This is a genomic window from Candidatus Babeliales bacterium (assembly GCA_035455925.1).
Classification (GTDB): domain Bacteria; phylum Babelota; class Babeliae; order Babelales; family Vermiphilaceae; genus SOIL31.
Genome location: DATIEE010000028.1, coordinates 96,270 through 112,909 on the forward strand (window position 1 = coordinate 96,270; position 16,640 = coordinate 112,909).

The window sequence follows — 16,640 nt, forward strand, 5'->3', positions numbered from 1 at the left end:
TACATTAGGCATACTATGAAATATATATTTTTGATTTTTATTTTATTCTTTTCTAGCGCATTAACAGCAATGGATCAAAGTATTTGTAAACCTTTTCCTAAAGAAATTTGGAATATTATTTTCGCATATACAAATTTTAAGTCAAAACATTACTTAATGAGAGTATGCAAACTTTTTACTAGCGAAGAAAACAAGAAAAATATTTTAGATAATATTTGCTGTAGTAATGATCTTGGGCTTACATTTAATGAATTTATTAATGGCTTATTTTTTTTTAAAAACAATGAGACTACTTTTTCTTATTTAACCGAGAAGGCGTTACCTGTTCATAAAAATGATCTTGAAATTTACTTTAATGAAAATTATTCACAAGAAAATGGCGATAAAACTCTGTACAATAAATTTTCATCAAAATGTACGTATATTATTAATTCAGGTAATAATGCCGAGGTTAAGTTTTATACTCCTTATAGTTCAGCAAATGCATGTGTTGATTCATTAAGAAATTTTATACGTGGCGATGATAATGAGGATAAGCAAATTAGTGCGGGTCTATTACTTATTAATGAATTTAATGAGTATAAAAACATATTAGAAGAAATATGTAATTTTTTTAATATGGAATGTACCGCTATCAGCTTAGTAGCAATTATTACTGTATTAAAAGAATCTACCATACAAGATAAAGAAGATTGTCTCTCTGATGCTCTTAAGCAAGGTTGTTTCCCCGCCGTTGTTTTGTTGATGTCTTATATGGAAGGCTTTAACTCTATTGATTCCACTACTCAACAAAATCGTTTATATTCTGCACGCAATGATAAAGAAAGATTATTATTAGCCCAAGCAGGATGTAGTTTTTTGACTAAAGATCCTTTATGTTGTGCAATTAAAGATCAAAATAGAGACTTAGTAAGCTCGTTACTTGAAATTATTTTAAAATCCGGACGTACTACATGTCTTAGCCTAAGTAATTCATATAGAAAACTTCCCTTAATTGTTGCGCTGGAACATGGTTCAGATGACATACTCAAAGCTCTTATTAAGGCGGGAGCGCAATTGCATTTAAAAGAACATAATTTACACGATGTTCTTAAACAAACAAATATACAAAGGCTTGTTGAATGCGGTTATGATATAAATAGTGTGATTGATTATAATAATAATAAATTAACTTTTCTGCTTTATGCGGTTAAACAAAACAATCAAGAATTAGTTAAATGGTTACTAAAAAAAGATGTTCGCGTTGACATATTTTCTATGATTTATTCATTAAAAAATGATGTTTTAAAAGAAATACTTTTAACACAAAAAAATATTAGTATATATAATTTTGACGATTTTGGCTCTGAACAAAAGAATCTTTTGATACAAGAATTAAAAAATACTAATGAAAACCTACTCATATCGTTGCTAGAAAAAGGATATTTTTTAAATGAAAATTTATCTATTGTAGTGAATATAGCATTAGAATGTAATATGGTTAAATTAGTAGAAGAGATAGTATCTCAACAAAAAAACTACTTTAGTATAGATCATTTATGTAAAGCAATAAGTAATGAATGTGTAGAAATAACTAAAATATTACTAAATACTGGTATAAATATAAATGCAAGAGATACTAATTTTAATGAAAAGCCTATTTATTACTGTAACCGTCATAATCCAAAAATGATGACAATATTATTTAGTGCTGGAGCAACTATTTATGACATAAATAGTGTTTATTATAATACGATAATTGAATCTGCAGATCAAGATTGTATTAAATCAATAATTAATTCATTACATATTTGCCATGTCGATAATGAAACTAGAAAAATAAAGAATGATAGTTTATTTTATCAAGCTATACAATATAACAACGAATTATTAGCAGAAGAATTAGTATCGAATCATCATGTTACTGTTAATGCTGAACAGTTTTTCAACATATGTAGAAAATCTATAGGGATAGCGAAAATTTTATTTAATAATAATAATACAAATGTTATGGATATTTATCCATGTCATCTAAAAAAAATAATTAGTAACGTTGAAGAGGACTGTTTAATAAAATCTCTTGAAAAGAATAAAAAAAATAATGAAATAAGAAAAGAATATGCTGGTATACTAAATAATTTATTTATGATAACTATACAACTGGTAACTGTGGGACAAAAAAAAGAAAAATTAATAGATACATTATTATTGCATGGTGCAGATATTAATAAAGCATTAAAATGTTTTATTAATGGTTTTAAAGAAAATATTAATGGAATCAATCACCTTCTTTATAAGGGAGCAAATATTTGTTCGTTAGAGAAGTATTATTATAGCTGGGTGCTAAAAAATGCTTATGAAGATGCTATAGTACAATCGCTTAAAAATAATTTTAATAGCAATAAAAATAATAAAAAAGCACTTAACACATTATTGTTACATGCAATTTATAATAAAAAGTCAAGAGTAGCACGAGCATTGGTTGCTTGTGGTGCAAATATTAACGCTAGTCTTGATATATTTGATAGCTTATGTACCTTAAAAAATCGACACAAATCAATTTTTGAGTATGCACAAGAAAAAGGTGTTGATATAAGACCATCAAAAATGATTACCACAAAATCTTTAGAAAATATAAAATCAATAGATATAAAGTCAGTCTCCATCAAAAAAATTGATTGTCTTGATCCTGTTTTTGATATTTCTCTACGTGATCTAAAACGAGAGACATGGATGGTAGATATTTTGAAAAAAAATATATCACTGTATAGAATGAATAACAATAAATTGTATATTATGCCTATGCCTCACTATAATAATTCAGTAGATGAAGAAGTGATTGTAGGTTATATATCAAAAACACCTACTTTATTAGATATAGAATGGACTTCAGACAAAAAAGATGTATCAACTAATAGCGAACATAAATGGCATTATCAATCATTTATTGATAAGAATCTTGACCATGATATTCAGTATATTTATTCAAAAAATATTACTAAACAAAGAATGCTGCTATTAAATCGAGAATAGTGAAACGGTGTTTTTGAAATTTTTATTTTCGAAAATCGCTGAATTGAGTTGATAATTGTTGAAACCATGCTAAAGCAAATGTTAGGCCAAAACTTAATTGAAAATCGAGAAAAAATATATACAAAGGACAGTACAACAAAAAACAGAGACAAACAAATAATACATAATGCACTAGGTGAAAAGGGACTTTAATAAAAAAACATACTTTGTTGAGAATAAAAAGAGCAAATGAACGAGTAAATGGTGCTGATGTCCATGTTAATATGAAGTAGATACAACTAAGGATTATCAGGATTATTTGCTTTATCATTAATGGTAAAGGAATAATACAAAAAATAGCTTGCCAGATAAAAATAAACAGAGCCAAATGCAATCCTGAACGAGCAAGAAAATGTGAAATACCCCATGTTTTGAATTGATCATTAGTTTTTTCTAATGAATCTTTAATATAGAGACGATTTCCTAAAAATAATGAAGAAAAAAAATTAAAAGTATCTGGAGATAATTTATTAGATAATCCTTCGAACAATCGTTTTTTTTGATTCCATATCCAATAACGTAAGGACCATGTTGGATGATGATCTATTGCATATGATATATTATTAAAAACGGTTGCAACAATTTGTTCTTTAATCTGATATTGTATAAAAGATTTATTTACCGGTCTTTTACAAACGATATTATTAATAGTAATCGTATCGCCAACCACAATATCATCGTAATTTTTGCAATAAAACAATATTGTTTTATTGCTTTTTTTGTAACAATTATTTGCCATGATCGTATCAATTGCGACCACAACAACGGTTGATTTTTGATAACGAGCCACAGTTGTTTCATATTTATCAATTACCATTCCTTGTATGGTGAATTTTTTATTATCAATAAATGTATAAAAACTATTATAATCATTGATATTTTTATGATGAAGCCAAGCCCCAAGACACGTGAAAAAAGAGCATAAAATGAGTTGTTTTGAGAAAGGCAATTTTATAATATATGCGCATAAAGAATAACATAGGAGTAGTGCAAATATACCACAAAATATCGTAAATATTGAATACCAAATAATACCAATAATAAAAAATAATGTAATGGCTAAAAGCGGCGGAACAGGAATAAAATGAAAGTTTTTTTTAAATATATGTATCATATTTTAACATTAACCAATTGAAATAGATAATAATAAAATTATAACATACACAACGATTGATGGCAATAAAAAAAACCTTAAATGTTACAATCAAGATTTTTTGCAAACTATTTTATATAATCTTTTAATAGGTCTAATTTTTTATTAGTATGCACAGAAAAAAATTACTTATTATGATAAATAATTTGCATTATCGGGGACAATTTCCATAAACTGATCAAAAAAGGAAATAGTATGGAAAATAAAAATTTTTCTTTTTATACCAATATTTCAGTTAACGATATACTTACCTATTTACAAACATCTAATGCAGGATTAACGGAATCGGAAGTTAATGAGCGACTTGATAAGTATGGTCTCAATGAGATTAAAGAAGTTGATGTCACCTGGTTAAAGTTATTACAACAACAACTTCTTAATCCTTTTATGAGCATTTTTTTTGTGATTGGCCTCGCTTATTTACTAACAAAACAAATTACAGAATGTATTATTATTTTTATCATTATAATAATTAATGTTGGTATCGGTTTCTATCAAGAATACCGTAGCAATCGATCCATGCAATTACTGAAAAAGTGTCTTATGTCACACATAACAGTAAAGCGCCAGAATACAGAAAAAAATATCCCTATAAATCAACTTGTCCCGGGAGATATTATAATTATGTATGCAGGAGACATTGTTCCTGCAGATTGTCGATTTATTACGGTCGATAATCTTGCAATTGATGAATCAAGTATGACCGGAGAATCTGTTGCTGTTACTAAAAAAAGTGAAGCTTTGCCAGAAATAGTAATTGATATGTATCGTGCAGAAAATATAGGATTTACGGGAACAATAGTTACTCAAGGGAAAGGCATTGCTGTAGTTATTGCTACTGGATCTTCTACAGCTCTTGGTACGGTTGCAACATTAACAAATAAAACTACTACAAAAAGTAGTATTGAAAAAGGTTCTGTTTCTATTGCGCGTCTCACTATATATTTAATTTTTTTTAGTTTACTCATTATTGCGCTTATTCATATTATTATCGATAAAGGACAGCTTAATTATATTGATTTTTTTCTTTTTGCAGCGGCACTAACTATTACTGCAATTCCTGAGGGATTACCTATGGTTATCACTTTTTGCTTATCCCAGGGTGCGTCGTCGTTAAAAAAAAATAATGTTATTGTAAAACGACTTTCTGCAATTGGTGATTTGGGCTCTATTGAAGTTTTTTGCACCGATAAAACTGGCACATTAACAGAGAATGAACTAAGCGTTGAAAATATGTATGGCAATAATTCTGATGAAATAATAGTGTATGCAATACTTTCTTCTCCTGTTCAAACCGCAACAAAGGAGAGCTTAACAAAAGGTTTTGATTTAGCATTACAAAAAAAATTAACTGAAGATCATAGGTCACAATTAAGAATGTATACAGTCCTTAAAGAATCTCCATTTACACCACAAAAAAGGCAATGCATGGCATTAGTAAATCGAGAAGATGTACACATTTTGATTGTTAAAGGTTCTCCAGAAATAATAATTCCGAAAATTGCATTTCTTAATGAACAAGAAAAGATAAGAATTAATTCGTGGATTGAAACAGAGGAATCAAAAGGAAATCGTATTCTTGCCATTGCGACTAAAAATATAGAACTATACAGTGCAGAATCATATGACATAGAAGCTGATGATCATGATTATACAACTATAGGTTTAATTGCATTTCAAGATCCTCTTAAAGGAACTGCATTAACAACAATAAAAAAAGCGGAATCACTGGGTATTAAAATAAAGATATTAAGTGGTGATAGTAAAAATGTATGTTTTACCATTGCGCAACAACTTGGGCTTGAAGAAAACAAAGATAACATTATTCTTGGCGCAGACTTTGAAAAAGCAACTGAAGAAGAGAAGATTTTTTTTGTAAATAATCGTTCTATATTTGCACGCGTAAATCCTGAGCAAAAATATGAAATCATTAGCTATTTACAAAAAAAATATTCCGTTGGTTATATGGGGGATGGTATTAATGATGCACCCGCCCTTAAAATTGCACATGTTAGTTTTGCGGTGAATGATGCTTCCCCTGTAGCGCGAGAAGCTGCAGAAATAATATTACTACGCAAAAGTTTAAATAGTGTAATTTTAGGTATTGAAGAAGGAAGAAAAACAATTGTTAATACATTAAAATATACTAAAATGACAAACGCACCAAGTTTTGGTCATTTTTATGCACTAGCTGTCGCTTCATTAATGCTTAATTATCCACCCATGCTACCTATACAACTTCTTTTTCTAAATTTATTAACCGATTTGCCAATGATGGCCATTTCTACTGATAATGTTAGTAATGAGGAAGTACAAAAACCTCTTATCTATGATATGACAGATGCAGCCATTTTGATTATGTTATTTGGTTTAATTATGTTTATTGCTGATATGACAATTTTTTTAGTATTTAGAACACATTTTCCTGAAACATTACAAACCAGTTGGTTTATAACAAGCACCATATCTGAAGTTGTATTTATATTTTTATTCCGTACCCCCTTATTATTTTTCACTGCACATCGCCCTTCACCTCTACTGATAGGACTTTCATGTAGTGTTGTTATAATAGCAATTGTGTTACCATTCACAAAAATAGGACATGCGTTATTTTTTTTTACGTCACCATCCTGGGCGCATGCTCCGTGGCTTATCGGTGTAATCCTTTTTAATCTGATTATAGCTGAAGCAGTCAAACTAACTTATTATTATTGTAAAAAAAATTATGGAAAATAAAAAATTTGTTTTTTATGCCAATCAAAGTGTTGAAAATATTTTTAAGGATTTATCAACATCGACAGAAGGATTATCTGATGCAGAAGTAAAGCGTCGTTTTGATATATATGGTCCTAATCAAATTCAAGAGACTACCATAACGTGGATTGAAGTTTTAAAAAATCAAATTAAAAATCCTTTTTTTTTAATTTTTATTGTTATTGCCGCTATTTATTTTTTTACCTATCAATACACTGAATGTATTATTTTGATTTTTATTATGTTGATCAATATAACTATTGGTTTTTATCAAGAATATCGTAGTAATCAAGCAATGATATTACTAAAATCATATCTTCAAGAAACAATAATCGTGTCTCGGAATAATAAGAATGAGCGAGTTACTATTAATACTTTAGTTCCTGGAGATATTATACAATTAAAAGCAGGAGATATCATTCCTGCAGATTGTCGTTTTATAGCAACCGAAAATTGTATTGTTGATGAATCAATGTTGACGGGCGAATCAATGCCCGTTAAAAAAGAACATATTTTATCTGATACAAAAATTACCGAATTATATAATGCATATACTATTGGATATGCGGGAACTATTATAACAGATGGTAATGCAACAGCTGTTGTTTTTGCAACAGGTTCATTGACGATGTTTGGTAACATTGCTTTATTAACAACACGTACCATTACGCAAAGTGCTTTGGTAAAAGGGACCATGCAGCTTGCACAAATTATTTTAGGTCTTGTTGTATTCAGTTTAATAATTATCGTTATAATTAATTTATTATTTAACCATCAAGCATTTTCATCGCTTCATTTTTTGCTTTTTGCAGGAGCTTTGGCTATTACTGCTGTTCCTTCTGCGCTTCCTATTGTTATTACATTTTGTTTAACTCAAGGTGCAATGGTATTGCATAAACATAAAATGATTATTAAGCGTTTGTCAGTTATTGAAGATCTTGGGAGTATTGAAGTTTTTTGCACAGATAAAACAGGAACATTAACGGAAAATGTGTTGAGCGTAAAAAATATTTATTCTACTAATGAACCTCATACATTGTTATATGCAGCATGTACAGAAACTATTCTCTTGCATTCATTAAAAGATATTCATAATGGTTTTGATCAAGCAATTATTAAAGCACTAACAACAGATCAAGTAAAAATGTTAGATGATTATACTCTTATTAAGGAACTCCCTTTTACCTATGAACGGCATCGTGCTATTACATTAGTCCAAAAAAATGGTACCTATATTTTGATAACTAAAGGATCATTTGAATATGTTATTCCTCAATGTACTTACTTACATCAACAAGAACGCGCAATAATGTATGAATGGGTAAAAGAAAATGAACTATGTGGTAATAGAGTACTTGCAGTAGCGGTAAAAATAATAAAGGACGTAAACTTACCGGATGATATAATAAGGAAGTATGATACAGCCTATGATACGTTGGGGTTAATTTCCTTTGCTGATCCACTTAAATCAACAGCGGCAAGTGCAATAAAAAAAGCTCAGTCGCTGGGAGTGCAAATTAAGGTGCTCAGTGGCGATAGTGTTTATGTGTGCTTTACTATTGCGGAGCAATTAGGTTTAGAAAACAATATCGATAATGTTGTACTTGGATCTGACTTTGAAAAATTATCAGAAGAACAAAAAATGTTTTTTGTTTATAATCGTACTATTTTTGCGCGAGTAACTCCAGAGCAAAAATATCAGATTATTGCTTATCTTCAACGTAAATATGCTGTTGGTTATATTGGTGATGGTATTAATGATGCTCCTGCATTAAAAATTGCTCATGTTGGCATTGCTGTTCGTGATGCAGCTGATGTGGCACGCGAAGCGGCGGAAATTATTATGTTACAAAAAAGTTTACTTAATATTTTACTGGGCATTGAAGAGGGTAGAAAAATAATTATTAATACATTGAAGTATATAAAAATAACTATTTCATCAAATGTTGGTCATTTTTATTCACTTGCCTTTTCATCATTACTTATCAATTATTTACCGATGTTACCGTTACAACTTTTGTTTTTGGATTTAGTTACTGATTTTCCGTTAATCGCAATATCAACCGATGCAGTTACTAAAAATGAATTGCAAAAACCATTATCATATTCTATGAAAGATATTAGTTTTGTAACATTTTTATTTGGTCTAGTTAGTTCGCCATTTGATTTTATGATTTTTTCTTTTTTTAAACTTCATCCAGCAGTATTACAGACAAACTGGTTTATCAGTAGTGCTTTAACGCAATTAGTTCTTATTTTTTCTTTACGCACGCAACAGCCATTTTGGCGGGCACATCACCCATCACTTGCCCTATTAGGATTTTGCTGTATTGCGGCTATTGTTGTTATTATGTTGCCTTTTACAAGTCTAGGACAAACATTTTTTTCTTTTGTACGTCCTTCAATGCATGACATGAAAATAATAAGTGGTATTGTTTTGGCTTATTTTCTCACAACTGAAACGGTAAAAGTACTGTACTATCACACATATACTAAAAAACTATAATGTTTTTATTATAACAGAAAACATTATAATTATAATAAAAATTGATCTATGATTTATACAATCTTATCCAATTTTTTGAATGAGAGAAGTTAAAAAAATAACCATATCATTTACGATGAAGAACATAGAAATACACTAATATTGCGATAATAATTGTACTGCCACATGACAATATCAAATCATTGAAAGTATAATACTCATTAGATTGTAGTCTTTTGACTAAAATTATTTTTTTTGACGGAGTTTTCTCAAATTGACTTTGATACAATGTAAAAAATTGACTTTGATACAATGTAAAGTTTACCAAAAATATTTCGCGCGCAAATTCTTTTATTTGTTTTTTAGTATTATTACGATTTTTATTTAATATTTCTGTAAGTACATCTGCTGCTAAATCCTCAAGTAGAGAATATATATGATTATTAATTTTTATGAATGTTTTTGAATTAGAATTACTATTAAAACCATTATTAAGAATTAATAGGATTGATGATCTAAATTTTTTTAGTGAATCTATTGAATTAATTGATGAAATTATTTTTTGATCGGTTAATATTTGATCTATGGATGTACATATATTATCTTTTAGAATTTTTCCATTGCGTGACTTAGCTTTAAAGAAAAATAATTGGTTGTTTTTTAAGAGATTATACAATGGAATAATGTTATTTATATTTTGTTCATATTGATACGTTAGATCATTCACTACAGCAGTATATTCTTGTATATCATTAATGAAATAATCGTAGGTGGGGTAAAATATAACATTATCTTTGTTATATGTATTGTTACCTGATTGATATTTTTTACTCTTTGTTTGTTTAACTATGATATAGGTATTATTTTTGGTAACGTTTACAAGATGAATTGGTGCAGCATGAGGTAGTATTGTTTGAGGGATCAGCTTATCGTGATTCATATTCCAAATAATGACATCTCCATTTGAGTCACCGGTTATAAAATAGGTATCTTTATTTGTTGGATATAAACATAGAGTATTAATACTACATGGATGAGTAATAGTTACGTGTTTGGAGCACTTTAATTTTTCTGTATTGATAACGGTAATAGTGTTTTCTTCAGAAACACATATTATTTTTTCATCATGTGTTTTAATAAAATATTTAATTTTGGCAACATCGGTAAACAGTAGTTGAGGATTTTCCCCATTAGTTTGCAAAGAATAAAGATTTTCCCCTGAACAAAAAATAACCTTGTTTTTATCGGAACAAAAATTAATAGAGGTAATGGGATTATCAGAAGTATGTTTATAAGAAAATAGTATATGAGGATAGTATGGATCTGGGATATTATTATCATAATATGTCTTAAAACTTCTGTTTATATCAGTAGGATTTGCTTCTTCTTGTGAGATATCAATTATAGTGATTGTGCCATCATATGACCCAAGAGCTAAGATGCTGTTATTATTGGAAGAGCAGTTTACTGAACAAATACTATTGTTTATAATGAATCGCTTAATCTGATTATTATTATTATTATTATTATGTAATTCAATTCCACCCCATTGATGGGTAAGAATTAATGATCCATCTGGAAATGTATCAAGTCTATTAGTTAATTCATGATTTTTTAGCCATAAATTTTTTGCTTCAGTAACGTGTTGTTCTGGTGCTACTTGATAGATAGGTTCATTGAGGTAAGCATCGTTTTTTTCCAGATAGCATTCATTTTTTACCTCGTAGGATTGTTTAGATAACTCTTGGCTTTCAGAGTTTGTAAGGTTAAGAGTGACAATTGTTTTATAAGAATAAAATTGATGTGCAGAAGAGTAATTATCTGGACCAAATGTAGGCATAGTTAAAAGATATATTTTATTATCGCTATAAGAAGTAAAAGATGTTTTTTGACAACAATCTTCTTGTTCAATTATTAGTTTCTTTTGACAATAATTTGTATATAAATTAATCTGAGCAGCTTGTTTGCAATACCAATCGATGTAATCAAACGTAGTATTACTATTATCGCTTGCTAGTGCTTCTGAATATACATCAAATGAAAAGGAATTATCGATGAGTATATTTTTATTATGTGATATATATTTATTTGTATACGTACAAATTTTTTTTTCAATTTCGGGTGAACTCTTTCTTAAAGTATCAAATATCAATTTTTTTTTATCTGGTGTTATTCCAGGACAAGAAAATATAGCATGGCAAGACGCATCGTCAAAGTTTTTTAGACTATTTATTATTGTTTGAAAAGCTAAATCTTTGAGAGTCGATGTGTGTAGTGATAATGTTTTGTTTAGTGATTGTTTATTATCGCTACAAAAAACATTAGTGGCTAGTAATACTATTAAGCAGAATCTGTTTGTTTTTATTTTCATAATAGCATTTAGTAATTAGTTGTATTTTTTATTAAAAATTTTTAAATATAATATAAGATTTAATTATAGAACTATTATGCAGTTTTGAATAGTTAAAAATAACAATTAATCGTTTCCTTATTTGTTATTTTTAATCATATAGTACAGGGAATAACATAGTATTGCCAAAACAGATGCCCCAGCCAAGTAACTAATACCAGTTTTTAGATTAATTAGAGATTGTAAATATTCTTGTTGTTTTTTTAAATTCATTTTTTCTTCTTCGATGCCAAATGTATTTATTATATACCATTTGATACATGTATTAATTCCTATGTTCTGTAACCATGAAATTGATGAGCAACATGCAGCAGCCGGATCTCCTGAAGCAGAAAGACTGTTCGAAAAAAATTCATTGCCGGGGTATGAAGCTCCATCCCATGCATAACTGGCAACTAGCAACTTATTCGAATCACTTCCTTCTAGTTTTTTAGCAGGATTATTTTTAGAAAAATGAATCTTAATACAATGATCTGCATCCTTGACTCTCACAAGACTACCATCGCTCATACCTTCAACTAATGTATTAGCTTTCAATGCTAAAGAATCTTCATCAAAATAAGCAAAATCAATATCTGCGATATACTTTAAATCATTTGATGAGATAATATCCTTATATACTTCGATCATACATTTTGTTTGTATTTTTTTTTCAATAGCCCATACCCCAAGGCCAATAGCAACTGCATATACATAAACTTGTTTGCTAGCAGCTTTTCCTCGCTTATTAGCATCTAATAAAAAAGGTTCAATTACGTATCGTATCCGTTTTTTATACACCTCTGTATTAAAATAGAATTTGCTTTCACCAAGAAGAATATACTTATTACTACTATCTTTTTTCGCCTCAGCCAATGTTGGAAATTTACAGCCATAAAATTCAGACCATAATTTGAGCGAACCTTTATCGCACTTTTCAAGCCCATATCCGTTAGCTTCTACATTTTGCGTTTCTGTTATAATAATATGTTGCCATTCCATTAAGCCTTGTTTTTCAAAACGAGCTCCAACCAGTCCACTATAGATACCATATTCTTGAAAAGTATTTTGCTTAGCTACATTACCTTTATTGTAGCGGTTTCCATCATTAATAAATCTTGTCGGACTCGATATACCCAGCAAAGCTGATATTTGCATTTCTTCATAAGATATATATTTTTTAAGCGGTAATAATGCTTCACCTTCTACAACTTGATCATCAGCTCCTATTTTTGCAAAATCAACTAAGGCATTATTATCATCATTACATACTGTGCCATCACGCAATAAAGCATTATCTTCCGAAGTACAAAATGTTAACGGCCGCTTCTTAAAACAACGCGTTATAAACGATGCCACAGTCATGTTTTTATACAATGCTTTTTCAACATTACTGCCTTCTTGCATCTTAAATGTAATAAAATTGTCACATAACTTTATCACTTCGCTATGAATAAGCGGGTAAGTACCTTGTGCATAACTAACCATTTCATTCTGATTTTTTTCATCAAAAGAAGTAATTCTATGAAATAGACTTGGTAATACAGCTACTCTATTATCAAACTGAATGAATCTTTTATAGTTTTCTAATAATGTACCAAATGTCATCTCCATACATGATAAACTCTGCATCGTAGTTACAACACTCACCATAAGGACTATTCTAATAATTTTCATTTTAAATCCATTAATTTTTTTAAATTTTCTAGCAACAACACAATTATTTTAAATTTTATAATATTTTATTTGACTCTTGATCTTTAAAAACAGCATCCATAGGCGCATGCTCTTCAAATCCCAATGTAATCAGCTTATCAATGAAATCCATTGGTTTAAGGCCAATCTCAGCAGCTTGATGAAATAAACATGTTGCTGGTGTTAGACCAGGCAATGTATTAATTTCCAAAATAATAACTCGTTCATGACCAGTAGGGCTTTGTTGATCACTTTGATAAAAACAATCAATACGAGCGTAGCCTTTACATTGTACTGTTGTATACACACGTTCGACGGTTTTTTGTATAAATTCAAGCGCAGATTGAGATAGTTGAGCTGGTGTTTGATTTTCACCGGCACCAGGTAAAAATTTTTCTTCAATTGAAAGAATCCCATTGGTTGTTATTGTTTGGCTTGGTGGCAATGCACGCGGATTTTCATTGCCAACAATACCTATTGTTAGTTCCATGCCACTAATATATTCTTCAATAAGTACAGCAGATTTATATTCTAAAACTTGATTTATTGCCGTAATCAGATCATTACTATTCATTATTTTTTGTACCATGACGCTACAACCATCATTATGTGGTTTAACGATCATTGGAAATTGCAATGTACCAATAATTTTTGTGTACATATCATTATTAGGATATAATTCCCATTCTTGTTTTGTGATAAAAATATTTTTTGGAACATCAAAATTATGCATAACAAGAAATTGATTTGTTTTATACTTATTTATGCATAATGCACTTGTTAATACCGATGACCCATTATACGGCATACCAAGTATTTCAAGAGCACCTTGAATAGAACCATCTTCTCCGTGTCCACCATGAAGCGCAATAAAAACAAAATCTGCAATAGTTGGTAAGTCATCCCATTTAATCTTTTGTGATGGTGTAACTAATTCATTGATTTCTTTAGTTGAATTACGTACAAGTTGTGATTGAGTAAGCATATATAGCTCTAGTGTATCACTGATAAAAATAGCAATGGGATCATATTTATGCGGTGAAAGTTTGTAATAGACATTGCGGCCAGAATCAAGTGATGTTTCTTTTTCATTAGATTTTCCGCCAAGCAATATAGCAACACGAATTTTTTGCGTATGCATCGTTAATGATTTCCGTTTTTCGTTATCAACAATTGTCTCCAGCATTCCGTACTGATGAAGCTCAGTTGCAATAATATGGCTGATAACATGCGAAGGGCTCATACCATATTCAGCTGCCTGATTAAAGATAAAACTTGATGGTGCCATACCAGAAAGTGTATTTGGATCAATAATAATGATAGTGCCATCGGCAGCAACGAAACCATCAATACGACTCATGGTAGAAAATTCAAGCGCATGAGTTACTGCAAGACAGGTTTCTTGAATACGCACGATAATATCTATGCTGCAGTGTGCAGGGGTACGCTTTATGCCACGTCCAGGCATATATTTTTGTTCATAATCAAAAAATGTTGTACCTTCTTCAGGAACAATTTCAGTGGGAGGTAACGCAAAAAATTTACCGGTTGTGTAATCCATTAATACAATGCACGTAAATTCCATGCCGATAATTTTTTCTTCAATGAGTACCCGTTTTTTTTTGCCTTGTTCAATAAAACAAGCATGACGTAACGCAGCTTCAAGATTATCAAGTGTATTAATAATCGAAATGCCTATACTTGATCCTTCATTGCATGGCTTAATAACATAATTAGTAGTTATTTTTGCAGCAATAAGTTTTTCTAAAATAATATTTTTGTAGTATGTAAACTGTTCAATTTTATATGGTTCTACAATAATATAGTGCGGTGTTATAATTCCTACTCTGCGTAAAAAAGTTTTTTGTGCAATTTTATCCATGCGTAAAGCGCTAGCAAAAACAGCTGATCCTAAATAAGGTATACCTAATATTTCTAAAAAACCTTGTAATGTACCATCTTCAGCGTAACGACCATGCTGCGCAATATAAATAAAATCAACATGATTCTTTAGATCATCCCACGCAATATATTCTGCTTCTTTTTCAAGTCGATGCTCAAAATCAGTTGTTTTTCCTCTATGCAAAAAACGCCATGGCAATAGGTATATTTTTGAATTAGTTTGAAATAAAGGAATAATAGAATAACGCGTTGTATCCAAATGATCACATATTGTTCTTCCAGAATTAAAAGAAACTTCTTTTTCCAGTGACTTACCACCCATAAGAACGCCAATACGTAATTTTTGCATATACATTAGTCTTTTGATTTTTATTGTGTACATATATCAAACTGTAGTATTAATTTTACTGATTTGCATAGAAGTGGTAAAGAAAAGAATACGTTAATTATTACACAAAAAAATTATTATTTTTATATGGTGTAAATAATTATGATTTAAAAAAAATGATACTACAGTAACTTGATTAAATGACTCATTACAAGTCTAATATTTATTTTTAATTAATTTTGTTTACAATAAGTAGTTTTAAAACAAAATCTTTGTGTCTGATTTTAAATGTTAAATTTTTCTATTTGATTTGCAACAAAAAGTACATTTTATTTTAGCGTTACTATTGCCAGCTATATAGTATTATTCGTTAACATGAAAAAGATAAATAGATATTGTAGTAACAGGAGTACTAATAATGAAATATAGTAATGGATTTAGTTTAATTGAATTAATGGTTGTGGTAGCAATTATGGCGGTTCTTGCAATGATTGCTGTTCCTAATTTTACTCGTTTTTTAGCTAAAGCAAAACGAGCTGAAGCGTATATGAACTTAAGTTCTATTTATGCAGCAGAAAAGGCATATTTGGCAGAACATGGAACTTACTCTGATATATTGATTGGACAAGGCGGTATTGGATGGAAACCAGAAGGTAAAGCATATTATACCTATGGTTTTGCGGGAGTAGAGGGTCGAAATAATTTTGTAGGTAAATTAGGCGCTACGGGATCACAACTCCAAGGTTCACGTGCAGATAAAACAGGATTTGTTGCTGTTGCAGCTGGTGATATAGATGGTGATGGAGATCTTGATATTATAACAATTGATGAAAACAATAATATAGTTATTGCACACGACGATTTAGTGTAATTTTATTTTTTT

General features: G+C 29.6%; 8 protein-coding genes. 4 read left to right on the plus strand and 4 right to left on the minus strand.

The annotated features are described in order from the left end of the window. Positions 1–15: 15 nt before the first annotated feature. Positions 16–3,012 (plus strand): hypothetical protein, encoded by a 2,997-nt coding sequence (locus tag VLB80_04205; protein HSC25386.1) that lies wholly within the window; start codon positions 16–18, stop codon positions 3,010–3,012. Positions 3,013–3,034: 22 nt separating this feature from the next. Here VLB80_04205 and VLB80_04210 read toward each other — a convergent pair whose 3' ends face one another. Continuing rightward, positions 3,035–4,165 (minus strand): ComEC/Rec2 family competence protein, encoded by a 1,131-nt coding sequence (locus VLB80_04210; protein HSC25387.1) that lies wholly within the window; start codon positions 4,163–4,165, stop codon positions 3,035–3,037. Positions 4,166–4,399: 234 nt separating this feature from the next. On the opposite strand from VLB80_04210, the gene VLB80_04215 reads away from it, so the two are divergent. Continuing rightward, on the plus strand, positions 4,400–6,940 hold the full coding sequence (locus tag VLB80_04215; GenBank protein ID HSC25388.1) for an HAD-IC family P-type ATPase: 2,541 nt from the start codon (positions 4,400–4,402) through the stop codon (positions 6,938–6,940). Continuing rightward, on the plus strand, positions 6,930–9,464 hold the full coding sequence (locus VLB80_04220; protein ID HSC25389.1) for an HAD-IC family P-type ATPase: 2,535 nt from the start codon (positions 6,930–6,932) through the stop codon (positions 9,462–9,464). The genes VLB80_04215 and VLB80_04220 overlap by 11 nt, the downstream gene beginning before the upstream one ends. A gap of 106 nt (positions 9,465–9,570) precedes the next feature. Here the strand turns inward: VLB80_04220 and VLB80_04225 are convergent, their stop codons facing one another. From VLB80_04225 to VLB80_04235, 3 genes are all read right to left on the minus strand, one after another. Continuing rightward, a complete protein-coding gene (locus VLB80_04225; protein ID HSC25390.1) occupies positions 9,571–11,814 on the minus strand; it encodes a hypothetical protein in 2,244 nt (747 codons plus the stop codon). A gap of 117 nt (positions 11,815–11,931) precedes the next feature. Beyond that, a complete protein-coding gene (locus VLB80_04230; protein HSC25391.1) occupies positions 11,932–13,509 on the minus strand; it encodes a DUF4804 domain-containing protein in 1,578 nt (525 codons plus the stop codon). A gap of 55 nt (positions 13,510–13,564) precedes the next feature. After that, positions 13,565–15,778: an ATP-grasp domain-containing protein gene (locus VLB80_04235; GenBank protein HSC25392.1), complete on the minus strand. Its 2,214-nt coding sequence runs from the start codon at positions 15,776–15,778 to the stop codon at positions 13,565–13,567. A gap of 397 nt (positions 15,779–16,175) precedes the next feature. On the opposite strand from VLB80_04235, the gene VLB80_04240 reads away from it, so the two are divergent. Continuing rightward, the gene (locus VLB80_04240; protein HSC25393.1) at positions 16,176–16,628 is read left to right on the plus strand and encodes a prepilin-type N-terminal cleavage/methylation domain-containing protein; all 453 of its coding nucleotides are present in this window, start codon (positions 16,176–16,178) and stop codon (positions 16,626–16,628) included. Positions 16,629–16,640: the final 12 nt, after the last annotated feature.

Bases quoted from the DNA above. Each gene is read 5' to 3' on its own strand.
- VLB80_04205 (HSC25386.1), top strand. From the start codon at position 16: ATGAAATATATATTTTTGATTTTTATTTTATTCTTTTCTAGCGCATTA.
- VLB80_04210 (HSC25387.1), bottom strand. From the start codon at position 4,165: ATGATACATATATTTAAAAAAAACTTTCATTTTATTCCTGTTCCGCCG.
- VLB80_04215 (HSC25388.1), top strand. From the start codon at position 4,400: ATGGAAAATAAAAATTTTTCTTTTTATACCAATATTTCAGTTAACGAT.
- VLB80_04220 (HSC25389.1), top strand. From the start codon at position 6,930: ATGGAAAATAAAAAATTTGTTTTTTATGCCAATCAAAGTGTTGAAAAT.
- VLB80_04225 (HSC25390.1), bottom strand. From the start codon at position 11,814: ATGAAAATAAAAACAAACAGATTCTGCTTAATAGTATTACTAGCCACT.
- VLB80_04230 (HSC25391.1), bottom strand. From the start codon at position 13,509: ATGAAAATTATTAGAATAGTCCTTATGGTGAGTGTTGTAACTACGATG.
- VLB80_04235 (HSC25392.1), bottom strand. From the start codon at position 15,778: ATGCAAAAATTACGTATTGGCGTTCTTATGGGTGGTAAGTCACTGGAA.
- VLB80_04240 (HSC25393.1), top strand. From the start codon at position 16,176: ATGAAATATAGTAATGGATTTAGTTTAATTGAATTAATGGTTGTGGTA.